The organism is Bacillus sp. FSL P4-0334 (assembly GCF_038004825.1).
GTDB lineage: Bacteria > Bacillota > Bacilli > Bacillales > Bacillaceae > Bacillus > Bacillus velezensis.
In genome coordinates this window covers 1,940,001-1,962,296 of the sequence record NZ_JBBORX010000001.1, presented here as the reverse complement: position 1 = coordinate 1,962,296, position 22,296 = coordinate 1,940,001, and the positions used below count along the sequence as shown (strand labels likewise).

Sequence of the window (22,296 nt, the reverse complement as noted above, 5' to 3'; positions counted from 1 at the left end):
CAAGTGCTTTTTCTCTATACATATGTCAGGACCGGCCGGTTTTAGTCTTATCAGAAACCGATAACAGCTCAAGTCCCTTTTCAATTTCCCGTATAGCTTCCTCATCCTGCTCCTTTTGAAGCGCTTTTTCTAATTCCCCCGCATAATCAGGATCACCGATTTTCCCGATGGCCCAGGCGGCCGTCCCTCTGATAACGGGGCGCGGATCTTGGTGCATCAAGGCCGTTAATTCCGGAAGAGACGAGGCATCTTTAAAATGAGCCAAAGCTAAAATCGCATTCCGCTGTATCGGCTTCTTGCCGCGCCATGATCCCGATACATGTCCGAATTTTTCTTTGAATTCGCGGTTGCTTATGGTCAAAAGCGGCTTTAACAGCGGCTTTGCGATTTCCGGATCAGGCTCCATCTGCGGATGAAGATGAAAATCTTTCCCCTTATTAATCGGACAGACCGTCTGGCACGTGTCACAGCCATACAGACGGTTTCCGATTTTCGTGCGGAACTCATCCGGCAAAAATCCCTTTGTCTGGGTCAGGAACGAAATACAGCGCTGGGCGTTAAGCTGTCCGGGATTGACGAGCGCGCCGGTCGGACACGCGTCTAAACATTTTGTGCACGTACCGCACATATCTTCAATCGGCACATCCGGTTCAAAGGGCAGATTGGTGATCATTTCAGCCAGATAGACGTAAGAGCCGTATTCAGGCGTGGTGATCATGCAGTTTTTGGCGCTGAAGCCGATTCCCGCCCTTTCAGCCACGGCCCTGTCGGACAATTCTCCTGTATCCACCATTGACTTCGTGCGGATATCCTCATGTTTGCTTTGGAGAAAATTCTCCAGCAGATCAAGCTTTTCCCTCAGCACGTCATGATAATCCTTCCCCCAGGAAGCTCTGCAAAAAATGCCGCGCCGCCCGTCCCTCGTGCTCCTCGGCGCATCTTTCATTTTGGAAGGATACGCAAGGGCGATGGCGACGATTGATTTGGCTTTCGGGAGAAGCAAAGACGGAGTAACCCGTTTTTCAATATCCGGCTCTTCAAAACCGGATAAATAGCCGAGTGATTCCTGAAGAATCAGCCGGTCCCGCAGACTGTCGAACGTATCAGCCGTCGTAAACCCGATTTTGTCGACTCCGATGCTTTTGGCGTATTCGATTAATTCCTCTTTCAGTTTATGAATATTCATTTTTTGCACAGCCTCCTTTCTTTGTGATCAGGCTCCCGCACAGGTATAATAGAGTTTTATCATCCCGAAATGGAGTGAACACACTTGAACATCAGTTTAGATCCACTTATTGCTGAACGGGTGCCGGGGATCAAAGCGGCAGCCGTCTTATATGAACAGATCGAAGTCGGGCCTGCTCCGCAAATGCTGAAAGGCCGCCTCCGTTTATTTCAAGAATCTCTTTACTTTGATTATGCTGATGGCGGTATAGATGAGCAGCCTTTTGTAAAAGAGTGGGCGCGTATAATGGAACAGCTCAGTCCCGCCTTTTCAGGACAAAAAACGCCGATGGAGCTTATGCTCGGCGATATTTCCCGGGAACGATTCATTGAAAGTGTGAATTCAGCCCATGATACCATACTTTTTTTCTCCTTGAAATATTCATTGCCTATCCTAGCGTATGACGCCGCAGAAATAGATCAACCAATTTCAATTACGATCGGAGAAAAAGAAAGCGTACTGTCTTTCTCCGGCCCGGACGGCGTTTTCGGCGACTTCACCGGACATATCAATACACGCCCTGTCACGCCCGGCACAAAGAAAATGCTGCAGCTGATCTTTTTCCCGCCTTCATTTCATGCCGACGCGGCGGATGAGCTGCTATCATCCTTAACAAAAATGTTTGAACAAATTCACGGAGGCACGCATACCGTCTCTTGGCTTTCATAAAAAGACACGCCTTCGTGTCTTTTTTCACATAAAAAAACGCAATACTTCGTTTATCAGAGAAACGAAACACTGCGTTAATAACGTATGTATGGAGCGGGTGATGAGAATCGAACTCACGACATCAGCTTGGAAGGCTGAGGTTTTACCACTAAACTACACCCGCATTAAAATTATTTTTTGTCAGTACCGATTTGATGTTTCTAATATTACATGTTTATTTTTTTTTCGTCAAGGGAATGTTAAAAAATTTGTCGAAAAAAATTCTTTTTTTGTCCACATGTTAAGTTTGGTTTACATTTTGTTAAGAGTCTCATACAATATAAAAAAGAAGAAAACTTGAGGTACGCCTGATGATGAAAAATAAAGTAAAAGAGCTGAGAGCCAGATTCGGCTATTCTCAGGAAACGCTCGGAAAAGAAGCCGGAGCCACCAGACAGACGATTGCAGCGATTGAAAAAGGAGATTATGTGCCTTCACTTTTATTGGCGCTTAACATCTGCCGGGCTTTCTCCCTGCCGATGGAGGAAGTGTTCTGGCTGGAGGAGGAGAAAAAATGAGTTTGAAAAGAAAAGCGTGTTTTCACCTTGCGCTCTACGGATTGGCCTGCTGGACGCTTATTTCCTTTATGGAAGCGGCGCCGCGGATCGCTCAGTTTTTCCAAACGGAGGGGAGCGGTTCATTTGAGCTGAATATCACGCCGTTTCTGCTGTTTACCGTTTGTGCCGCATTGTATATCTATGCAGAAAAGAAAAAACGAAACGGCAAAAAGCACAGGCTTGTACCCGATGAATTTGAGGAACAGGATGAAAGAGAACGAATGATGACGGCTAAAGCTTGCCGTTCCTCGTATATCGCCGTTTACTTCTCATTGCCGGCCGCAGCCGTTCTGCTTTTGTTTTATCCGCTGATTCAGCCGCATCTTCCCTTTTTTCCGATTCTTTTGATTTTCATTCTGATGATGATTCAGCATTTGGCTTATGCTTTCACTTTTCATAAGCACGGCAAAAACTCCGGTTCATGACAGATCCGGAGTTTTTTACATTACCAGCTCGCTTTTTTCACCCCGGGAATCCGGCCTTTATGGGCCAGCTCCCTGAATGCGATTCTGGACAGTTTAAATTTTCTCATATATCCGCGGGGCCGCCCCGTCACCGTACAGCGGTTATGAAGCCTGCCCGGAGCAGAATCACGCGGCAGTTTGCTCAGCGCTTCCCAGTCTCCTTTTGCCTTTAATTCTCTTCGGATGTCCGCATATTGTTCAACAAGCTTCTGCCGCTTGAGCTCTTTGATCACTTTTGATTTTTTTGCCATTTCAGCACCCCTATCAAATCGTAATTGTTACGTTTTGTATCATATCATCCATATGAGCATCGTGCAAGCTAAGCGCTTAAAAAGGCGGGTGAATACCCGCCTTCACTGCCGGCATTTCCCCGGAAATGAATCCGCAGAAAGCGCCCGCCGTCAATTATCCGCCTTGCGACGTCATCAGACTTTCGCTTTATTTCCTCTTGCAAAATGGTCGTTGCCCATTGCTTCACCCAGTCTGCGCTCAAGCTTTTTAGTCCGTTCATTCTGAAACGGCAGAAGCGGAAACACGAGTTCAGCCAGATAATAAGCTTCTTCCAGATGCGGGTAGCCTGAAAAGATAAACGACTCAATGCCGAGTGCCTGATACTCTAAAATTCGAGCAGCGACAGTCTGCGGATCACCGACAAGCGCCGTGCCCGCTCCGCCTCTGACCAGTCCGATGCCGGCCCAGAGATTCGGGCTGATCTCAAGCTTCGAGCGGTCACCGTTATGGAGATCGGCCATCCGTTTTTGTCCCGAAGAATCAGCGCGCCGGAGCGAAGCCTGCGCTTTCGCAATCGTCTCTTCGTCTAAATGGCTGATTAATCGTTCAGCCGCTTCCCATGCCTCTTCCTCAGTCTCCCGGACAATCACGTGAAGTCTGATGCCAAAACGCATCGTCCTTCCTTCCTTGGCAGCCTGTTTTTTAACAGTTTCAATCTTTTCTTTTACCTGCTCCGGCGGCTCTCCCCATGTTAAATAGACATCTGTATGTTTCGCCGCAGCCTCAATTCCCGCCTGTGATGAACCGCCGAAATATAATGGCGGATGCGGAGACTGCTTTGGCGGAAACAGCAGATTGCTGTTTTCCACTTTGATATGCTCCCCTTCATATGTCACCGTTTCGCCCCGCATGAGTCCGCGCCAGACGGTTAAAAATTCTTCAGTCGCCTTATAACGTTCATCGTGGCTGATAAACATACCGTCTCCCGCCAGTTCATAAGGATCTCCGCCCGCTACGACATTTACGTACAAACGGCCGTCTGACAGCCGGTCCATTGTCGACGCCATTCTCGCGGCGACAGACGGCTGCATCAGTCCCGGACGGACCGCCACTAAAAATTTCAAGTCACTCGTTTCCCCCGCTAAAGCGGCAGCCGTCAGCCACGGGTCTTCACATGATCTCCCCGTCGGCAGCAGAACCCCCGTATACCCGAGTCTGTCCGCCGCCTGTGCCACTTGCTTAAAATAAAGATGATCCGCCGTTCTCCCTCCCGTTTGCGTCCCTAAATACCGGCCGTCACCATGCGTCGGAATAAACCAAAGAATCTCCATATGAATCTCTCCTTTTTTAATAGGTTACCCTTCATAACTGTTCCGCCATTTTAATAGTTTCCGTTCGAGCATTCTGACCAATGCATCTGTCAGCTTGCCGACAGCCGCAAAAATGATAATGCCGACAAACACCTTATTTGTCTGTGAAAATTGTCTGGCATCCATAATCATATAACCGACGCCCTCGCTCGATCCCATCAGTTCCGCCACCACGAGACCGAGCCACGCAATGCCGAGAGAGAGCCTGATGCCGAGCAGGATATTCGGCAGAGATGCCGGAAGAATTAATTTCGTCATCTGCTGATACCAGTTAAATTCCAGCACCCGCGCGACGTCAAACAGCTTCGCGTCCACACTGCGGATTCCGAGAAACGTATTAATGTACACGGGGAAAAATGCCCCTAATGCGATCAGCAGAATTTTTGATGTCTCATCAAACCCGAACCACAAAATAAACAGAGGAGTCACGGCCAAGTGCGGAACCGTTCTGAGCATTTGCAGAGACGGATCTAGATATGCTTCCGTCCGCTTTGAGAAACCGACCAGCAGCCCGAAAACAAGTCCGAGGCCCGCGCCAAGCAGAAATCCGGCAGCAGCCCTGTATAAACTGATCTCTAAATGACCCCAAAGTTCACCTGAAAGAAGAAGTTCCTGAAACGTCTGCAAGATGACGACAGGTGAGGGGAGCACCGTGGCCGAGACGATGCCCAGACTTGCGATAAACTGCCATACTGCGATGACCGCAGCCGGGAGTACAATCCCTTTCATCCATTGGTATGAATACTTCCGGGATCTTGCCAGAGCTTTCTTTTCTGATTGGCTTATTGCGCCGGCAGCCGTTGATGCTTCTGCTTTCATTACTTGCCATCCCCCGTTTCAAGCGCTTTTTTAATAAATGAATTGTCGACAACGTCTTTTACATGAATTTTCTTATGAATCGCTTTTGTTTGATATTGAAAATCAGCGGTTTCCTGCTGGGCTTTGACAATATCATCATTGATCGGTTCATTGAGAGGCTCAGTATTGTTAAGCACGTTTCTGACGACTTTCGGATCAAGATGTTTGATTTTCGCATATAAGGAGACAGCTTCATCTTTGTGTTCCTTTTGCCATGCAACTGCTTTATTGAACACTTTCAGAAAACGGACCACCTCATCCGGGTGTTCTTTGGAAAATCCCGTTCTGACTAACGTGAAACCGGGAGAATATAAATCTGTGCTTTCTCCGTTCGCCAATATTTCCGCCCCGTGCTGCAGCGTTTCAATTGACAAATACGGCTCCCAAATGGACCATGCGTCAACTGATTTGTTTTCAAAAGCGGAAACCGCCTCATCAGGCTGAAGCTGGATGATGGTGACGTCATCGGCGGAAAGCCCCGCTTTATCTAAAGCTTTATAGAGAAAATCAAAGCCGCTGCTGCCTTTGGCTACAGCGATTTTTTTACCTTTCAATTCTTTCAGGCTCTGAATCCCGCTGCCCTTGTTTACGAGAATGCCGTTTGCCTTTAACCCGTCCTGAGACAGCCCGATCTCTTTAAAATCAATCCCTGCCGCCTGACCGGAAATGACCGGTGAATTGCCGACCTGGGAAAAATCAAGCTTATCGGCGGCAAGACCTTCAAACTGCGGAGGACCGCTTTGGAATTCGACCCATTTTACTTTTATTCCGTCTTTTTTGAAGGCCTCTTCAAACCAGCCTTTTTCCTTGGCAATGAGAAGCGGGCTTAAACTCTGCTGGATGCCGATCCGGATTTCTTTCACCGTTTTCCCGCTCCCTCCTGTCCTGTCTGCACTGCATCCGGCTGACATCATGACTGCTGCGGCTAAAAGAATGATGATTTTTTTCACTTCGCTTCGTCCCTTCTATATTCCGGACCCATCCGCAAACCGGAGGTCTTCCGTTTTCTCAAATTCAGAAAGCACCTTCTGCCGGACGGCCTGAAAATCCGCTGACGTCCGATTGCGCGGATGCGGAAGCTGAATCGGCATCAGGCTGTGCAGCCGGCCGGGCTTTGCCCTGAGGATCGCCAGCTTATCGCCTAAATAGACGGATTCATCAATATCATGCGTGACCAGAATCATCGTCGTTTTTTTCTCGCGCCATATATCAAGCAGCACATCCTGCAAATGTTTTCTCGTAAAAGCGTCAAGCGCCCCGAACGGTTCATCTAAAAGCAGCACCTCCGGCTCACGCAAAAGGGCTCTGGCGATGGCAACCCGCTGCGACATGCCGCCGGATAATTCGCGCGGATAAGCGTTCTCCGCTCCCTGCAGCCTGACAACCTCAATCAGATCATCCACTTTTTTCCGAACGGCCGGGTCGTTCATATTGAGATCGGCAGCGATGTTTTGTTTTACCGTCAGCCAGGGAAACAGCCGGTGCTCCTGAAAGATAAATCCCTGCCGGATCCCCGGTCCCGACACATTGCGGCCGTTTATTGTGACAGAGCCTTTATAATCGGTATCAAGACCGGCAATCAATTTTAAAAGCGTGCTTTTGCCGCATCCGCTCGGCCCGATGACAGTCAAAAATTCTCCCGATGCAATTGACAGCTCAATATCATTCAGCACCGATGTTTTCCGGCCTTCATGCTCAAAAGCTTTTTCTTGTATGCTGATGGTTACAGCCATCTGTCTTCCCCTCTCTTTCTGCCGCGTGCGATCGAAAAACAAAAAGGCCCCCATCTCCGATTGCTTGCAGAGATGGGAGCCTTCGGCGGTCCGATCGGCAACCCGTTTGTTTTTAAATTTGAATATCATGTTAATTCAAATTATTCCGACTTGTCAACTGTTTTTTATAAGGATTAAAATACGCCCTCCGGCATACCCCTGCCAGAGAGCGCATCGGCTGTATCACGCATTTACTTCCTTTTCTTGGCGGGCGATTTTCAATAATGTCCGCGCGTTGTTGCCGAAAATGTTCTCTATATCTTCTTCCCGCATATTGATTTCCCGGCAGGTCCTCACCTGCTCCTGAAGATATCTGTATACATATCCTCTCGGAAATCCGTTCGAATCCGTCCCGAAGATGATCCGTTCAGCACCGATTAATTCAGATGTCTTTCGAAACAGAATTTCCAAATCAATCGGGTACGGCATCCACCTCATCCACTGATTTGAGCCGGACGTGTCAATATACACATTCGGGCAGCTCCAGCACAGCTGCAGCAGTTCCTGATAATATCCGGCGCCGAAATGCGGAATGATGAACGGTATATCAGCATACTCTCTCGCGACGCGATAGATGGAGAGCGGGTTGATGTTGCGATGGCTGACAATGCCCCCCGCTCTCCCTAAAAGTCCGAAGTGAATTAATACAGGCAGTCTTTTGTCAGCCAGATACGTCCACAGCTTTTTCAGCGACGGATCATGAAAATCGATGTCTGTCAGCGGCCCGAACAGTTTATATCCTTTCAGACCGAGCTCTTCTACCGCTCTTTTCAGCTCTTCATACGCATCCTCCCGCTCCAAAGGATGATATGCAAATCCGGTAAATCTCGCGGGATTGGCTTGAATAAACGCCGCCATCCGGTCATTGCTCTCTGCTGTTAAAAAATTCAGCACGTCAATGCCGTACTTATCTAATTCATTCTCCCATCTTGTCATCAAAGCGATTTCGCCGTCATCGCCCTCAACATCATGCGGATCAGGAAAATCCCAAGTCAGATTCATTCTATCTGACCGCTCCCGGTTATAATCGGAAAATGTCTTATCGTTTTTGCCGAAATAAAGGCTGTACGGCAGATGACCGTGAATATCGACAGGTTTAAAATGCTGCCGGAAAAGCATACAATCGCCGCCTCCCTTACCGCCTGACAATAAAAAAAGGCCCTTATCCAGTGAAGAATAAGAGCCTCTTGTGTCCAAGTCAGCGGTTTCTATTTTTTCTCATCTTAAACCCATTATTCCCGTCAGTCAAGTAGGCTTTCAAATCCAAACCCTTTTTTCGATAATAAAAATAATTATTTTATAATCATTATAAAATAATATTGACTTTTTAATGATAGGTGATATTATATTTTTATAAATCTAAAGAGGTGATCATATGAGTTCAAATAAATTGACAACCAGCTGGGGCGCTCCTGTCGGAGATAACCAAAACTCAATGACGGCCGGCGATCGCGGTCCTGCTTTAATACAAGACGTCCATCTGCTTGAGAAATTGGCGCACTTTAACAGAGAACGCGTTCCCGAGCGTGTCGTTCACGCAAAAGGCGCGGGCGCACACGGTTATTTTGAAGTCACAAATGACGTTACAAAATATACGAAAGCCGCATTTCTGTCAGAAGTCGGTAAACGCACGCCGCTCTTCATCCGTTTCTCAACCGTTGCGGGCGAACTGGGCTCTAGTGACACAGTGCGCGACCCGCGCGGATTTGCCGTTAAGTTTTATACAGAAGAAGGAAACTACGACATCGTCGGAAACAATACACCCGTGTTCTTCATCCGCGATGCCATCAAGTTCCCTGACTTTATCCATACACAAAAAAGAGATCCGAGAACACATCTGAAAAACCCGACGGCCGTTTGGGATTTCTGGTCTCTGTCACCGGAATCCCTGCACCAGGTCACCATTCTGATGTCAGACCGGGGCATTCCGGCGACTCTTCGCCATATGCACGGATTCGGAAGCCATACATTTAAATGGACAAATGATAAAGGCGAAGGCGTCTGGATCAAATATCACTTTAAAACAGAGCAAGGCGTGAAAAACCTTGATGTTAATACAGCCGCAAAAATCGCGGGCGAAAATCCCGATTACCATACGGAAGATTTGTTCAATGCGATTGAAAACGGCGATTTCCCCGCATGGAAATTATATGTTCAAATCATGCCGTTAGAAGACGCAAACACATATCGCTTTGATCCGTTTGACGTCACAAAAGTATGGTCTCAAAAAGACTATCCGCTCATTGAAGTCGGCCGCATGGTTCTGAACCGCAATCCGGAAAATTACTTTGCGGAAGTAGAACAGGCGACGTTCTCTCCCGGCACATTAGTCCCCGGCGTCGACGTCTCACCTGACAAAATGCTTCAAGGCCGGTTGTTCGCATACCATGACGCGCATCGCTACCGTGTCGGCGCGAACCATCAGGCGCTGCCGATCAACCGTTCCCGCAATGAAGTGAAAAACTATCAGCGTGACGGACAAATGCGTTTTGATGATAACGGCGGCCGCTCCGTCTATTACGAGCCTAACAGCTTCGGCGGCCCGAAAGAGTCACCTGAAGATAAACAGGCGGCATATCCTGTATCAGGTTTCGCAGACAGTGTAAGCTATAATCATCATGATCATTACACACAAGCCGGCGACCTGTACCGCCTGATGAGTGAGGAAGAGCGCGCGCGCCTTGTTGCCAATATCGTCAGTGCGATGAAACCTGTGGAAAAAGAAGAAATTAAGCTGCGCCAGATCGGCCACTTCTACAAAGCTGATCCTGAATACGGCAGACGCGTTGCCGAAGGACTCGGACTGCCATCACCAAAATAACATCAAAAAACCTGCCGGTCTGCCCGGCAGGTTTTTCCTGTTTATTATCAATAAAACCGTTTTTTTCTCAATTATACGAAGTGGCATGCCGCAAAATGATGAAGCCCTTTTTCTGACAGCGCCGGACTTTTCTCAGCACATATCTTCTTGGCTGCCGGGCATCTCGTTCGGAATTTACAGCCTGAAGGCGGATCAGAGGGGCTCGGTATATCACCCTTTAAAATTATCCGCTCCCTTTTCACTCCGGGATCAGGAACAGGCACGGCTGATAACAGCGCTTTCGTATAAGGATGAAGCGGCCGTGAAAAGAGCTCCTCCTTTGACGCGTATTCCACAATCGTCCCTAAATACATAATGGCGACCTTCGTACATAAGTGCTCCACCACGCTTAAATCATGAGAAATGAACAAATATGACAGCCCGTGCTGTTTTTGAAGGCTGCTGAACAAATTGATCATCTGCGCCTGGATGGAGACATCTAACGCCGCCACGGGTTCATCCATAATGATAAATTGCGGCTTGAGCGCCATCGCTCTTGCAATCACGATCCGCTGCCGCTGCCCTCCGGAAAATTCATGCGGATAACGGTCGATAAAGTTTGCGGAAAGTCCGCAGGCTTCAAGAACTTCCGCCGCTTTATCACGCGCGTTCCGCTTCACCGCCAATTGATGCTCGATCATCGCTTCACCGATGGCTTCTCCGATCCGGCGCCGGGGATTTAAAGAACTGAACGGATCTTGAAAGATGAGCTGCGCTTCTGATCTGAAAGTTTTGAGCTCGCGCCGGCTCATCCGAAACACATCACGCCCCTGAAAAAACACCTCTCCCGCTGTTTTTTCATGAAGCCTCAAAATGGTCTTGCCGATTGATGACTTTCCGCTGCCCGATTCTCCCGCTAAGCCGAACACTTCTCCCTTTTCTATCGTAAAACTGACACCGTCAACTGCTTTTACGGGATTTTTGCGGGTCTTTCTCATCCCCCCATGCTCCTCGTAATATTTTTTCAGCCCCTTGACCTCCAGCAATACATCACTCATCTGCTTTCTCCTCTCTGTAAAGCCAGCACGCCGCCTGATGCCCCTTCCCGAATTCAGTAAAATGCGGGCTCGATTTCCGGCATATTTCCATGCTGTGTTCACATCGCTCCGCAAAATAACAAGACGATCCCGACAGGTCCGCAAGCTCGGGGACCTGCCCCGGAATGGTGTACAGCGTCTCCCTTCTTTGACCGATAACCGGCTTGGCCGCGAGCAGCCCTTTCGTATACGGATGCTTCGGATCAGAAAACAGCTTTGCAACCGGTCCTTCCTCCACAATTTTTCCCGCATACATGACAATCACATAATCAGCCATTTCAGCAACTACGCCAAGGTCATGAGTAATGAATAAAATAGACATGCGAAATTGCTTTTTCATATCCCGCAATAAATCCAATATCTGCGCCTGAATGGTTACGTCAAGCGCTGTCGTCGGCTCGTCGGCAATGATCAGTTTCGGTTCGCAGCTTAGCGCGACAGCCGTCATGATGCGCTGCAGCATGCCGCCGCTCAGTTCATGAGGATATTGGTGCATAACCTGCTCGGCATGCGGGATCTCCACTAACGTGATCAGTTCAACGGCCCTCCGCCATGCTTCTTTCTTACTCAGCAATAAATGTTCGCGAATCGGTTCGGCCAGCTGCTCACCGATTGTAAACACCGGATTCAAAGATGTCATCGGTTCCTGAAATATCATCCCGATTTCGCTGCCGCGGATTTTCTGCATGTCTTTTGGTTTCAATTCCAACAGGTTCCGTCCGGAAAAATGCACCGCTCCCCGTTCGATTCTCCCCGTCTCGGGAATAAGCTGCATAATGGACAATGACGCCATGCTTTTCCCGCAGCCGGACTCCCCTACAATACAAACCGTTTCCTCCTCATGTATCGTAAAGCTGACATCGTCCACGGCCTTTACCGCCCCCTCCTCTGTATAAAAAGCCGTTTCCAAATGCATCACTTCTAAAAGCGGTTTTTTCATTTCATTTTCACCTGCCGTTTTACCTTAGGATCAAAAGCGTCTCTTAAACCGTCTCCAAGCAGATGAATCGCCACAACGGTCAGAAAAATGGCCGTTCCCGGCGGAATCCACAGCCACGGACGGAGTGTAAAATCCATAAAATGATTCGCCGCTTCCATCATGTTTCCCCAAGAAGGTGTCGGCGGAGCAACGCCAAGCCCGAGAAAACTCAGCGCCGATTCACTCAGCATCGCTCCCGCCACATGCAAAGTCGCCGCTACCAGTAATAACGGCAATGTATTGGGAAGCAAATGATAGAGGATTTTCCGTTTATCACTAAGCCCCAAAACTTCCGCGGCCATCATAAACGGCTGCTCCTTCAGCGACAAAATCTGTCCGCGTACAAGCCGCGCCAGACCGGGCCATCCGATCAGACTTAACATCATCATAATCAAGTACATTCTGTATTCAGAAGGCACTTTCCACTCCGACATCACCGCAGCCAAAATCAAAAGCAGCGGCAGGCCCGGGATGGACATGAGCATATCAGCAATACGCATAATGATCATATCAGCGGCTCCCCGATAAAATCCGGCCGCAGCCCCGAGTAAAGAACCGATGACAAGCGACAGCACCATTGAAGCAAGCCCCACGGTCAGAGAAATCTGTCCAGCCAGCATCAGCCTCGTCAGCACATCTCTCCCGTACTGGTCGGTTCCCAGCCAATGATGGATTCCCGGCTGCTGATTGGCATTTGAAATATCCGTCCGATCTGTTATGTACGGAGAAAAAGACGGCCCGATAAAGCACAATAAAAACATAAAACATAAGAAAAGAAGACTGATGACCGTCAGCTTATGATGCAGCAGGCGGCGGTACGTCTGCTTCCAAAGAGAAGGCGGCACCCCTTTTTGTTTTTTCATTTCGAACACCCCCTATTTCAGCCTGACCCGCGGATCAACCGCGGCATAAGCGATATCCGCCAAGAAGTTCCCCACAATCGTTAAACAAGACAAAAACAATGTAAACGCCATCAAAACCGGATAATCACGATAATGCACAGATTCAAGCTGAATACGGCCGACACCCGGCCAACCGAAAATCTGTTCAATAATGATGGCTCCGGAAAACAGTCCCGGCAGTTCAAAAGCAAGCAGGGTGATGGCCGGAATGAGCGCGTTTTTCAACGCATGTTTCCAGATGACGGTGCGCTCTTTCAATCCTTTCGCTCTCGCCGTTCTGATATAATCCTGTCTGATCACGTCCAGCATGCCGGAGCGGAAATACCTTGTCAGCGAGCCGATGCCGAGCATAGATAAAATCACGACCGGAAGAATCATATGTCTGGCGGCTTCAAGCACGTACGAAAAACCTGTACTCGTGCTTCCGGTATCAATCATCCCGCCGACGGGCAATATTTTCAAATCCACCCCAAACCACTTAATAAACAGAAGGCTGATAAAAAAAGACGGGAACGCCATGGAAGCAAAAACAAGAAACGTCACGATCCCGTCAAACCATGAGTATTTCCTGACAGCGGATATGACACCCGTTATCATCGCGGCTGACCATGTGACAAGCAACGCCAAAAACGCGACAAAAAACGAATTCCAGACATATTTCCGAAGCAGTGACAGGACGTTCTCCTGATATTTTAAAGAAAACCCAAAATCTCCGCTGAGCACATTTCCGAGCCACGTCACATAGCGCTGCCAAATCGGCTGATCCAGCCCGTAAAGCGCTTTTAACTCCTGCGCTCTTTCAGGAGTCAGGTTTACATTGGAATCAATATAGTCGCCCGGCAGCATGGCGAATAAGAAAAAAATAATAAAGGACGTACCAAATAAGATCACAAGCATTTGAATGAATCGTTCTGCGGCATACCGTTTCACAAAAAGCCCCTCCTTTCCGCTGAAAGGGCAAAATCCCCGGGATGCACCGGGTATTTTGCCCAACCGTTCTATTGAATTGAGACATTTGAGAGACTTGAACTGATTCCAGAATAATTGTCAGGCTCAAGCCCTTTTATTTTTCCGCTGACCGCCCTTGCGCTCTGACGGTAATGAATCAGAATGTAAGGCGGGTTTTCCCCGAGCTCCCGGTACAGCTGGTGATAAATCTCTTTTCTTTTGCTGATATCAAGCGTGCCGGCTCCTTTCTCTATCAGCCGGTCCGCTTTCGGATTGGAATATCCCGTTACATTATTGGGATGGCCGGAAGCCAGCTTTTCCACCGTGTCATTCGGATCAAGAATCTGCGAGGTGGAAACGGCGGCAAGGTCATATTGTTTGTCATTTATTTTCGCTACTTCTGTATTAAAATCCATCACTTCCGGTTTTAATGAGATTCCGATATCCGCGTAATTTTCTTTCGAGATCGGGATGAAATCATCATCCGCTTTAGACGTGTAATAGCTGATTTCAAGCTTTTTGCCGTTTTTTTCACGTACACCGTCTTTGCCCGTTTTCCAGCCTGCTTCATCGAGAAGCTTTTTGGCTTTTTCAGGGTTAAACGCGTACCGATTGACATCTTTGTCATCATAAGCCCACGAAACCGGAGACACCGGCACATTCGCGACTTCTCCGTAGCGTTTAAAGCGGACATCGACGATTTTTTGACGGTCAAGTCCGTAAATAAGCGCCTGGGACACTTTCTTATCTCGAAAAGGCGGACGCTTGTGATTGACGTACACAAGCCCGTAATCATTCACGACAGATACGCTTATATTGGCAAAACCGAGACTTTTTAAATGCTGAACCGTATCATCATCAGGTGAGAAAGAAGCGTAATCAAGGTCACCCGTTTCAAACAGCTGAAGGGAAGTTGACGGATCGATAATTTTATAAATGAGCTTTTCCGTTTTCGGTTTTCCTGCATAATAGTGTTCATTAGCCTGATAGCGTATTTCCTGTCCCGGAAGATATTCTGTAAATTGATAAGGTCCCGCTCCGAGCGGTTTGGCATAAAGCTCTTTTAAATAGTCCAGTTTGCCGAATTGATATTTCTTCCCGTAGTAGGCTTCTGACAGCACCTGCCCGCCTAAAAAAAGCAGCGACTTCGCACTGACTTTCTCAGTCGTGATTTGAATGGTTCTGTCATCAAGGACGCAAATGCCCTCTATCGTCTTTGCCTTTCCTTCTTTGTAAGCCTTACCGCCTTTAATATAGGCCGTGGTGATATCTTCATAGCCCGCGTAGGCAGGATCATGCAGCAGTGTTAAAGTGAATGCGGCATCCTTTGCGGTCAGCGGTGAACCGTCGCTGAAAACGAGATTTTTTCTTAAACGGAACGTGTATGTAAGCTGATCTTTGGAAATTTTCCAGCTTTCCGCAAGAGCCGGGGCAGGCTTCCCCGTTTTATCCAGTTTGACTAACGGTTCAAAAATAGGATCTGTCGCATTTCCGTCCCAGCCGTTTTCGTAAAAGTACGGCAGAAACACACCGCCCGGCGCGGAAATCCCAGCAACAAAAGTGTCAGTTCTGGCTTTCGATTTAGCGGGAATGGCCGCCGGATGAGAAGCTTTAAATTCCTTTGTCTTGACATGGGCAATACGTGTTTCTTCCTTTTTATCCGCCGCAGATGACGGTTCTTCCCCGGCGCTCCCTAACGCGCACCCTGATAACATGATGGATACCGACAGCGCGAGTACCGTTGTTTTTATCCCCCATTTTCTCTCCTTCATCTTTATCGAACCCCCGCATGCTTTTCATCTATCTTTATATAAATCTGCTCCATCTGTTCCTCATTTCTCATAATCTCCCGTTTGTTTTTCTCTACAAGCAGTTCGAAATTCAATGTGTATTTTCTGTACTTTTTTCGTTTTTTGCTCTTTTTGCGCACATGTGATACCTTTTTTAACGCCACTTTTCATCCCTCCGCTTTTCATTTCATTCAATGACTTTCACGCAAAAAAGGCCCTTATCTGTTTAAAAGATAAGAGCCTTCGGTGATCCGATCAGCCATCGTTTGGAAATATGTAATGATTATGTTAATTCATACAATCCCTACCTGTCAACTATAATTTAAAATATCGTTTCCTTCCGGGGGTTTTCCTCATACACTCTCTCATTTTTCCGCATATGCTAGAAAACATAGCAGAGTACAAGTGAAAGTGAGTGAGAATGTGGAAAAGACAACATTGACCGGCCGCATCGTCAAAAAAGATGACCCGGACTATAATGCTGCAAGAACCAATATCAATTTAAGCCTGCAAAGATATCCAGACATCATTGTGTTTTGTCAAAACAAACATGACGCCCTCAATGCGCTGAGATGGGCGCGTGAGAACAATGTGCCTTTCCGTATCAGAGGCGGAAGACACAGCTACGAAAATTTTTCCCTGTTAAATGACGGACTAGTCATTGATCTCAGTGAAATGAAGAAAATAAGAGTAAATGAGGATAAGCGGCTGGTCTCGATTGAAGCGGGAGCCGAATTGGGGGAAGTCTACCGGACACTCTGGCGGTACGGCTTGACCCTTCCTGCGGGAACCATTGCGAATGTGGGAATCACGGGGCTGACGCTCGGGGGAGGAATCGGATATTTAACAAGGACAGCCGGACTTACTTGCGATCGTCTCCTCCAGCTCGAAATGATCATAGCGGACCAAAAAGCGGGTGCTGACTTGATCACAGTCAACCGTTCAAAGCACTCTGATCTATTTTGGGCGTCTCAGGGAGGAGGGGGAGGCAACTTCGGCATTGTCACATCCATGATGTTTAAAGCCGTGCCGATCTCGTGCGTGTCTGTTTTTTCTGTCACTTGGGGCTGGGATGATTTTGAGGAAGTATTTAACACATGGCAGCGCTGGGCTCCATTTACAGACAACCGGCTTACCTCATCAATTCAGTTTTGGCCTAAGGAAGTAAACCGCATAGAAGCGCTCGGTCAATTTACCGGGACAAAGGATGAGCTGAAAGAACTGCTGGCTCCGTTAATGAAAGCGGGAAAACCGGCAAGCGGCATGGTCAAGACAGTGCCATTTATTAAAGCGGCAGCCTTTTTTAACAGCCCGGGAGGCAATCAGCCGCAAAAGATGAAGCGGTCAGGATCCTTTATTGAAAAACCATTATCAACACGCGCAATTTCCACTTTAAAGCGCTATTTAGAGCACGCTCCGAACGAAAACGCCAGTGTGTGGCAGCAATCTCTCGGCGGGGCGGCCGGACGGATCGCTCCGGACCAAACGGCATTCTACTATCGCAACGCAATCATTGCCCAAGAATATATTACAACTTGGACATCTGCTGAAGAAGAAAGACAAAATGTCCGCTGGATCGAAGGACTGAGAACGTCCCTATCAAGAGAAACGATGGGAGATTACGTGAATTGGCCTGATAGAGAAATCAGAAACTGGCTGCAAACGTATTACGGAGAAAATGTTCACCGCCTCCGTCAAGTCAAAACGAAATACGATCCGGAAAATATATTCCGCTTTGAACAGAGCATTCCGCCGCTTCGCCGTTCACCGTTTTTCTAAAAAAGATGAAGATGGGCAAACTCCATCTTCATCTTTTCTTTTATTGATATAAGCGGCTTCCCTTCTCTGCAAACTCTTTTGCTTTTTCTTTCAGTCCTTCGTTGACGGCCTCGTCTTCAGTAAGTCCGTTTTCCTTCGCATAATCACGAATATCCTGAGAAATTCTCATACTGCAGAACTTCGGACCGCACATCGAACAGAAGTGAGCCGTTTTTGCGCCTTCAGCCGGCAGCGTTTCATCATGATATTCCATTGCTCTTTCAGGATCAAGCGACAAATGAAATTGATCACGCCACCGGAATTCAAACCGCGCCTTAGACAGAGCATCGTCACGGATCTGTGCACCCGGATGCCCTTTAGCAAGGTCTGCGGCATGTGCCGCGATTTTGTACGTGATGACACCTTCTCTTACATCATCACGATTCGGCAGCCCCAAATGCTCCTTCGGCGTGACATAGCAAAGCATCGCCGTCCCGTACCAGCCGATCATCGCCGCGCCGATTGCTGAAGTAATGTGGTCATAACCCGGAGCGATATCCGTCGTTAATGGCCCGAGCGTGTAAAAAGGCGCCTCTTTACAAATTTCCAGCTGCTTGTCCATGTTTTCCTTAATTTTATGCATCGGCACATGACCCGGTCCTTCGATCATCACTTGCACATCGTGCTTCCACGCAATCTCCGTCAATTCTCCGAGAGTCTCCAATTCCGCAAACTGCGCTTCATCATTGGCATCCGCAATCGAACCGGGGCGAAGCCCGTCACCAAGAGAAAAAGCGATATCATAGGTCTTCATGATTTCACAAATTTCTTCAAAATGCGTGTACAGAAAGCTTTCCTGATGATGAGCCAGGCACCATTGCGCCATAATCGCCCCCCCGCGGGATACGATTCCCGTCGTGCGTTTAGCCGTTAACGGGACGTAACGAAGCAGTACGCCGGCATGGATGGTGAAATAATCCACGCCCTGCTCCGCCTGCTCAATCAATGTGTCACGATAAATGTCCCACGTTAAATCCTCGGCAATGCCATTTACTTTTTCAAGCGCCTGATAAATCGGCACCGTCCCCACAGGCACGGGACAGTTGCGGATAATCCATTCACGCGTCGTATGAATGTCTTTTCCCGTGGATAAGTCCATCATCGTATCGGCGCCCCAGCGAATCGCCCACGTCATTTTTTCGACTTCTTCTTCGATAGAAGATGTAACAGCCGAGTTGCCGATATTGGCATTAATTTTCACATGAAAATTCCGGCCGATAATCATCGGCTCGCTTTCCGGGTGGTTGACGTTAGAAGGAATAATCGCCCGGCCGCTGGCTACCTCGTCTCTGACAAATTCGGGAGACACATGCTCACGTATTGCGATAAACTCCATTTCAGGCGTAATGATGCCTTTTCTCGCATAATGCAATTGTGTTACATTTTTCCCCGGCTTGGCCCGAAGCGGTTTCCGCTGTAGGCCGGGGTATTCAGCGGCACGGCCCTCTTTTTTATAACCGTTGTCTTCAGGTCTCACGGTCCGGCCGTTATATTCTTCTACATCTCCGCGCCCGGTAATCCACTTTGTGCGGAGCGCCCCCAGCCCTTCATGAATATCAATCTGTACATCCGGGTCTGTATACGGCCCGCTCGTATCATAAACACGGACCGGCGCATTCTCCTCTTCCCCGAATGCCCCCGTAGTCGCACTCAGGCTGATTTCCCGCATCGGCACTCGTATATCGGGCGAAGAACCTTCTGCATAAACCTTTTTACTGCCGGAAAAACTCGACATAATGGAAATGTTCGCTTGCTGTACTGATTGATTTTGCATACAAATCTCTCCTTTATCATTTGAATAACAGAACCAAGCTCAGCACCAGCACAAAAAAACCGGATTCAAAGAAGAACCCGGTTTTGCAGTCAGAAAGAAACTATTATTGTTTTCATCAACAATAATAAAACCTTTACTTCCCCACGCTGGTACGAACCAGATCAGGTCCAAAGGGTTAAGAAGCCGCCGCTTCTCTCTCAGCCCGCTCAGACGGGCACCCCCAGTAACTATTGATTTCGCTCTCATCGTAACATAAGTTGTGTACAAAAAAAAGCATATTATCAAAATTCAGATAACGGTACGGTCATAAGCTCTGTTTCCCGAACGCCTTCTTCGGTATTAAAAACCCGATAACCCTTTGCGGTTTCCCGGGAAGAGACAGCCTGGAACAGCTGACCGTCTTTATAATGAAGCGCAGCGCCGTCATCAGCGGCATAGCCCTCCCTGAGTTTCTTTTCTGAAATCAGACGGTGATACACCGGCCGGCGCTCCGCTTCTCCGTCATAGTGCGGACAAAAGCTGCCCGGCAAAAATCCTAAAGCTCTTAACTCTCTCAAATCTCCAGCTGAATCCGTCAACCCTTCTTCATACCAGCAAATCGCCCCGGCGCTGAGACCAGCCAACATGATGCCGTTTTCCCAAGCCTCACGAAGAATAAGGTCAAGCCCCCACTCTTTCCATAAGACAAGCATATTGCGCGTATTTCCGCCGCCGACATATATAATATCTTTCTTCATGAGAAAGGATCTGAGATCAGAACCCGGCGGTTTAAACAGCGACAAGTGATCCGGCTCACACCGCAGCTTTTGAAAGGCCTGATAAAACCTGCCGATATAATTCTCCGAATCTCCGCTTGCCGTCGGCAAAAAACAAATTTTCGGCTTTGACCGCGCCGACTGCTCTAAAATATACTGATCCAGCACAAGATGATCCGGCTCCATGGAAAAGCCCCCGCCGCCCATTGCAATAATCTGCTTCAATGTCATCACCTCTTTTTTCCTCTAGTATAACAGCTCATAAAAAGGCGTTATCCCAATTTCGGATACCGCCTTTAAAAAGTATTTGTTATCTGAAAAATGAAAACGCACCGTATAACAAAACGGAGATCCCCGCGGCGATAAGCGCCGGAACAAGCTTCGAACGGGCATACTTCACAACATCGATCCCCAACACCGTACAAGTTGTCACCGTATTATCACTGAGAGGAGAAGCAAACGCTCCAAATGTTCCGCTCGCAAACACGGCCCCGATCGCTAATAATAAGCTGGTATGTGACTGAACTGCCAGCGTTACGCCGAGCGGCATTAAAAGCCCCCAAGTCCCCCAGGATGACCCGATAAAATAGGATATAACAGCCCCCAGTATAAAAAGAGACGGCGCAATAAACATATGAGGGATCCATGACGTTAAATGAGAAGTAACATATTCCGAGAATCCCAGATCTTCAGATACTGCTGTTACTGCCCAAATCAGCGATAACATAATAATAACGTTGACCAATTCGTTTCCGCCCTTAATAAAATGGGTAACAAGCTCGCCTGCATGAAAACGCTGAAACATAAAAAGAGCAAATGCTGCAATAACTGCTGCCAATAATGCGGTTAACATGACGCCAAGCATATCGCTTTTGATAAAAGCATTCAAAAACCCTTGTGCTTTTGAATGGCCGTCCCACCAGCTGAGAAAGAGTGTTAATAGCAAAAACAGCCCGATCGGAATGATTAAATTCCAAGGCCGAATCGGTGTTTCGTTAATATAAGCACGGTGCGCCGAATCCAGCTCCTCCTGCTGGTCAGTATGCTCATCACTTTCGAACATTCCCGTATGTCCACCGTGAATATCTGAGATCGTCCCTGTTTCCATGTTGAATGAACCTGATCCTTTTGAAAGCAACACACCCCTGTTCCGCGGAATCGGTTCCGTATTTTTGTTATGTTTGCGAGCAGAAGTTTGTCCGCTCTTTTCTGTTTTTTCTAAGCTTTCGTCCGCTTTTTGTTTCTTAAAAAAGCAGTAATAAATTCCGACTACTATAATCACAATGGAGAAAAAATTGAAGGGAATACTTTTCACATACACCGTGTAAGCCGGCTGATCTATTCCTGACGTTTTGAGGGCCTGTCCGATAATGGAAACCATGTAGCCGACAAATGCCGTTGCTATCGGAATCAAGGCAATGACAGGGTTTGCCGTAAACTCAATGGCATACGCAATTTTCTGTTTCGACAGGTCCAGACGCTTGCTTAAAGCTTTCATGATCGGTGCAATTGTGACGATGCGAAAGTCCGGTTCACTGAACGTGCCAAATGTCGACAGCCATGCAAGCAGCATCGCACCTTTTTTGGTTTTAACTTTTTTACTGATCAAATGGACGAATCCTTTTATCCCGCCGGTCAGCTTTATAATCCCTACAAGGCCGGCAAATGAATATAGAAACACAATGATTCTAATATTATTGGTGACGACAATGTTGCTGATTACATATTGAACCATATGCTCAATCCCGCCAAGCAAGCTGGGATGCAAAAGATAGCTTCCGACCAGCAAACCGACAAACAGACCGGACTGCACTTGCTTTGTAATGATTGAAATGGGAATGACCAGAATAAATGGGATAAGACAAGCCCAAGTCCCTTCCATAAAAAACACCTCTTTCAAAGAACTTCTTGTTAGTATCTTTGAAAAAAGCGGATTTATACAATTGCTCGCGTATCATGTTTTCACAAGCCTTGGAGGATATTTTCACACAACAAAAAAGGCTTCTACATATTGTAGAAGCCTTTGTATACCGGTGGCCGGGGTCGAACCGGCACTCCAGAAGGAACACGATTTTGAGTCGTGCGCGTCTGCCAATTCCGCCACACCGGCATGTAATGCGTCGTGTTCAACCGACGTATATAAATATAACATGTATTTCATAAAACGTCAACGGTTTTAGCAAAGTTTTTTAAATGGTAATGCAGTATATACGATACAAGCAAGAAACTTATATTGATAGTCATTATG

21 protein-coding genes, 2 tRNA genes and 1 riboswitch are annotated in these 22,296 nt (G+C 47.7%); of the genes, 5 read left to right on the top strand and 18 right to left on the bottom strand.

The annotated features are described in order from the left end of the window. Nucleotides 1–25: 25 nt before the first annotated feature. Nucleotides 26–1,186 carry a tRNA epoxyqueuosine(34) reductase QueG gene (queG, locus tag NSQ37_RS10070; protein WP_015239452.1) on the bottom strand — a complete coding sequence of 387 codons (1,161 nt, stop codon included), beginning with the start codon at nt 1,184–1,186 and terminating at the stop codon, nt 26–28. 84 nt (nt 1,187–1,270) lie between these two features. Here queG and NSQ37_RS10065 point away from each other — a divergent pair, with 84 nt between their 5' ends. Next, nucleotides 1,271–1,894: a hypothetical protein gene (locus tag NSQ37_RS10065; RefSeq protein WP_326365221.1), complete on the top strand. Its 624-nt coding sequence runs from the start codon at nt 1,271–1,273 to the stop codon at nt 1,892–1,894. Between the two features lie 89 nt (nt 1,895–1,983). Here the strand turns inward: NSQ37_RS10065 and NSQ37_RS10060 are convergent. Next, a tRNA-Gly gene (locus tag NSQ37_RS10060) sits at nt 1,984–2,057 on the bottom strand. A 190-nt stretch (nt 2,058–2,247) separates the two neighbouring features. On the opposite strand from NSQ37_RS10060, the gene NSQ37_RS10055 reads away from it, so the two are divergent. Beyond that, complete coding sequence (locus tag NSQ37_RS10055) at nt 2,248–2,451, top strand: helix-turn-helix transcriptional regulator (RefSeq protein WP_003155407.1); 204 nt, start codon at nt 2,248–2,250, stop codon at nt 2,449–2,451. Beyond that, nucleotides 2,448–2,915 (top strand): hypothetical protein, encoded by a 468-nt coding sequence (locus NSQ37_RS10050; RefSeq protein WP_007408423.1) that lies wholly within the window; start codon nt 2,448–2,450, stop codon nt 2,913–2,915. The genes NSQ37_RS10055 and NSQ37_RS10050 overlap by 4 nt, the downstream gene beginning before the upstream one ends. A gap of 20 nt (nt 2,916–2,935) precedes the next feature. Here NSQ37_RS10050 and rpsN read toward each other — a convergent pair whose 3' ends face one another. The 6 genes from rpsN to NSQ37_RS10020 all read right to left on the bottom strand — a co-directional run bounded on the left by rpsN (nt 2,936) and on the right by NSQ37_RS10020 (nt 8,304). Then, on the bottom strand, nt 2,936–3,205 hold the full coding sequence (gene rpsN, locus NSQ37_RS10045) for a 30S ribosomal protein S14 (protein WP_025284463.1): 270 nt from the start codon (nt 3,203–3,205) through the stop codon (nt 2,936–2,938). Between the two features lie 174 nt (nt 3,206–3,379). Next, on the bottom strand, nt 3,380–4,516 hold the full coding sequence (ssuD, locus tag NSQ37_RS10040) for an FMNH2-dependent alkanesulfonate monooxygenase (protein ID WP_149061635.1): 1,137 nt from the start codon (nt 4,514–4,516) through the stop codon (nt 3,380–3,382). Between the two features lie 24 nt (nt 4,517–4,540). After that, nucleotides 4,541–5,374 carry an ABC transporter permease gene (locus NSQ37_RS10035; RefSeq protein WP_007408419.1) on the bottom strand — a complete coding sequence of 278 codons (834 nt, stop codon included), beginning with the start codon at nt 5,372–5,374 and terminating at the stop codon, nt 4,541–4,543. Next, complete coding sequence (locus NSQ37_RS10030) at nt 5,374–6,363, bottom strand: aliphatic sulfonate ABC transporter substrate-binding protein (protein WP_020955546.1); 990 nt, start codon at nt 6,361–6,363, stop codon at nt 5,374–5,376. Before NSQ37_RS10030 ends, NSQ37_RS10035 begins: the two co-directional genes overlap by 1 nt. A gap of 15 nt (nt 6,364–6,378) precedes the next feature. Next, nucleotides 6,379–7,146: an ABC transporter ATP-binding protein gene (locus tag NSQ37_RS10025; RefSeq protein WP_020955545.1), complete on the bottom strand. Its 768-nt coding sequence runs from the start codon at nt 7,144–7,146 to the stop codon at nt 6,379–6,381. Between the two features lie 222 nt (nt 7,147–7,368). Next, nucleotides 7,369–8,304, bottom strand: coding sequence for an amidohydrolase family protein (locus tag NSQ37_RS10020; RefSeq protein WP_163113829.1), 936 nt, complete (start codon nt 8,302–8,304; stop codon nt 7,369–7,371). Nucleotides 8,305–8,560: 256 nt separating this feature from the next. On the opposite strand from NSQ37_RS10020, the gene katA reads away from it, so the two are divergent. Next, nucleotides 8,561–10,006 carry a catalase KatA gene (katA, locus tag NSQ37_RS10015; RefSeq protein ID WP_003155420.1) on the top strand — a complete coding sequence of 482 codons (1,446 nt, stop codon included), beginning with the start codon at nt 8,561–8,563 and terminating at the stop codon, nt 10,004–10,006. 71 nt (nt 10,007–10,077) lie between these two features. Here the strand turns inward: katA and NSQ37_RS10010 are convergent, their stop codons facing one another. The 6 genes from NSQ37_RS10010 to NSQ37_RS09985 form a co-directional block, all read right to left on the bottom strand. Further along, complete coding sequence (locus tag NSQ37_RS10010; protein WP_020955543.1) at nt 10,078–11,043, bottom strand: ABC transporter ATP-binding protein; 966 nt, start codon at nt 11,041–11,043, stop codon at nt 10,078–10,080. Then, nucleotides 11,036–12,022 (bottom strand): ABC transporter ATP-binding protein, encoded by a 987-nt coding sequence (locus NSQ37_RS10005; RefSeq protein WP_020955542.1) that lies wholly within the window; start codon nt 12,020–12,022, stop codon nt 11,036–11,038. The genes NSQ37_RS10010 and NSQ37_RS10005 overlap by 8 nt, the downstream gene beginning before the upstream one ends. Beyond that, nucleotides 12,019–12,924 (bottom strand): oligopeptide ABC transporter permease, encoded by a 906-nt coding sequence (gene opp4C, locus NSQ37_RS10000; RefSeq protein ID WP_032868248.1) that lies wholly within the window; start codon nt 12,922–12,924, stop codon nt 12,019–12,021. Before opp4C ends, NSQ37_RS10005 begins: the two co-directional genes overlap by 4 nt. 12 nt (nt 12,925–12,936) lie before the next feature. Further along, complete coding sequence (locus NSQ37_RS09995) at nt 12,937–13,893, bottom strand: ABC transporter permease (RefSeq protein WP_007408412.1); 957 nt, start codon at nt 13,891–13,893, stop codon at nt 12,937–12,939. 68 nt (nt 13,894–13,961) lie between these two features. Further along, entirely contained in the window at nt 13,962–15,683 is a 1,722-nt protein-coding gene (locus NSQ37_RS09990; RefSeq protein WP_341123668.1) for an ABC transporter substrate-binding protein, read from the bottom strand. A gap of 2 nt (nt 15,684–15,685) precedes the next feature. Then, the gene (locus tag NSQ37_RS09985) at nt 15,686–15,865 is read right to left on the bottom strand and encodes an FbpB family small basic protein (protein ID WP_015417079.1); all 180 of its coding nucleotides are present in this window, start codon (nt 15,863–15,865) and stop codon (nt 15,686–15,688) included. Between the two features lie 259 nt (nt 15,866–16,124). On the opposite strand from NSQ37_RS09985, the gene NSQ37_RS09980 reads away from it, so the two are divergent. Next, on the top strand, nt 16,125–17,480 hold the full coding sequence (locus NSQ37_RS09980) for an FAD-binding oxidoreductase (protein ID WP_326365236.1): 1,356 nt from the start codon (nt 16,125–16,127) through the stop codon (nt 17,478–17,480). Nucleotides 17,481–17,520: 40 nt separating this feature from the next. Here the strand turns inward: NSQ37_RS09980 and thiC are convergent, their stop codons facing one another. From thiC to NSQ37_RS09960, 4 genes are all read right to left on the bottom strand, one after another. Beyond that, nucleotides 17,521–19,293 (bottom strand): phosphomethylpyrimidine synthase ThiC, encoded by a 1,773-nt coding sequence (gene thiC / locus NSQ37_RS09975; protein WP_042634986.1) that lies wholly within the window; start codon nt 19,291–19,293, stop codon nt 17,521–17,523. Nucleotides 19,294–19,414: 121 nt separating this feature from the next. Continuing rightward, nucleotides 19,415–19,525: riboswitch (TPP riboswitch) on the bottom strand. Nucleotides 19,526–19,574: 49 nt separating this feature from the next. Beyond that, nucleotides 19,575–20,273, bottom strand: coding sequence for a Type 1 glutamine amidotransferase-like domain-containing protein (locus NSQ37_RS09970; protein WP_326365217.1), 699 nt, complete (start codon nt 20,271–20,273; stop codon nt 19,575–19,577). Nucleotides 20,274–20,358: 85 nt separating this feature from the next. Further along, nucleotides 20,359–21,930, bottom strand: coding sequence for a Na+/H+ antiporter NhaC family protein (locus NSQ37_RS09965; RefSeq protein WP_341123667.1), 1,572 nt, complete (start codon nt 21,928–21,930; stop codon nt 20,359–20,361). 146 nt (nt 21,931–22,076) lie between these two features. Beyond that, nucleotides 22,077–22,158, bottom strand: a tRNA-Leu gene (locus NSQ37_RS09960). Nucleotides 22,159–22,296: the final 138 nt, after the last annotated feature.

What these genes read in the sequence shown, in the direction of transcription:
- NSQ37_RS10050 (WP_007408423.1), top strand. Translation starts at nt 2,448, where the DNA reads ATGAGTTTGAAAAGAAAAGCGTGTTTTCACCTTGCGCTCTACGGATTG.
- NSQ37_RS10025 (WP_020955545.1), bottom strand. Translation starts at nt 7,146, where the DNA reads ATGGCTGTAACCATCAGCATACAAGAAAAAGCTTTTGAGCATGAAGGC.
- queG (WP_015239452.1), bottom strand. Translation starts at nt 1,186, where the DNA reads ATGAATATTCATAAACTGAAAGAGGAATTAATCGAATACGCCAAAAGC.
- rpsN (WP_025284463.1), bottom strand. Translation starts at nt 3,205, where the DNA reads ATGGCAAAAAAATCAAAAGTGATCAAAGAGCTCAAGCGGCAGAAGCTT.
- NSQ37_RS10055 (WP_003155407.1), top strand. Translation starts at nt 2,248, where the DNA reads ATGAAAAATAAAGTAAAAGAGCTGAGAGCCAGATTCGGCTATTCTCAG.
- katA (WP_003155420.1), top strand. Translation starts at nt 8,561, where the DNA reads ATGAGTTCAAATAAATTGACAACCAGCTGGGGCGCTCCTGTCGGAGAT.
- NSQ37_RS10010 (WP_020955543.1), bottom strand. Translation starts at nt 11,043, where the DNA reads ATGAGTGATGTATTGCTGGAGGTCAAGGGGCTGAAAAAATATTACGAG.
- NSQ37_RS09990 (WP_341123668.1), bottom strand. Translation starts at nt 15,683, where the DNA reads ATGAAGGAGAGAAAATGGGGGATAAAAACAACGGTACTCGCGCTGTCG.
- thiC (WP_042634986.1), bottom strand. Translation starts at nt 19,293, where the DNA reads ATGCAAAATCAATCAGTACAGCAAGCGAACATTTCCATTATGTCGAGT.
- NSQ37_RS10020 (WP_163113829.1), bottom strand. Translation starts at nt 8,304, where the DNA reads ATGCTTTTCCGGCAGCATTTTAAACCTGTCGATATTCACGGTCATCTG.
- ssuD (WP_149061635.1), bottom strand. Translation starts at nt 4,516, where the DNA reads ATGGAGATTCTTTGGTTTATTCCGACGCATGGTGACGGCCGGTATTTA.
- NSQ37_RS09965 (WP_341123667.1), bottom strand. Translation starts at nt 21,930, where the DNA reads ATGGAAGGGACTTGGGCTTGTCTTATCCCATTTATTCTGGTCATTCCC.
- NSQ37_RS10035 (WP_007408419.1), bottom strand. Translation starts at nt 5,374, where the DNA reads ATGAAAGCAGAAGCATCAACGGCTGCCGGCGCAATAAGCCAATCAGAA.
- NSQ37_RS10005 (WP_020955542.1), bottom strand. Translation starts at nt 12,022, where the DNA reads ATGAAAAAACCGCTTTTAGAAGTGATGCATTTGGAAACGGCTTTTTAT.
- opp4C (WP_032868248.1), bottom strand. Translation starts at nt 12,924, where the DNA reads ATGAAAAAACAAAAAGGGGTGCCGCCTTCTCTTTGGAAGCAGACGTAC.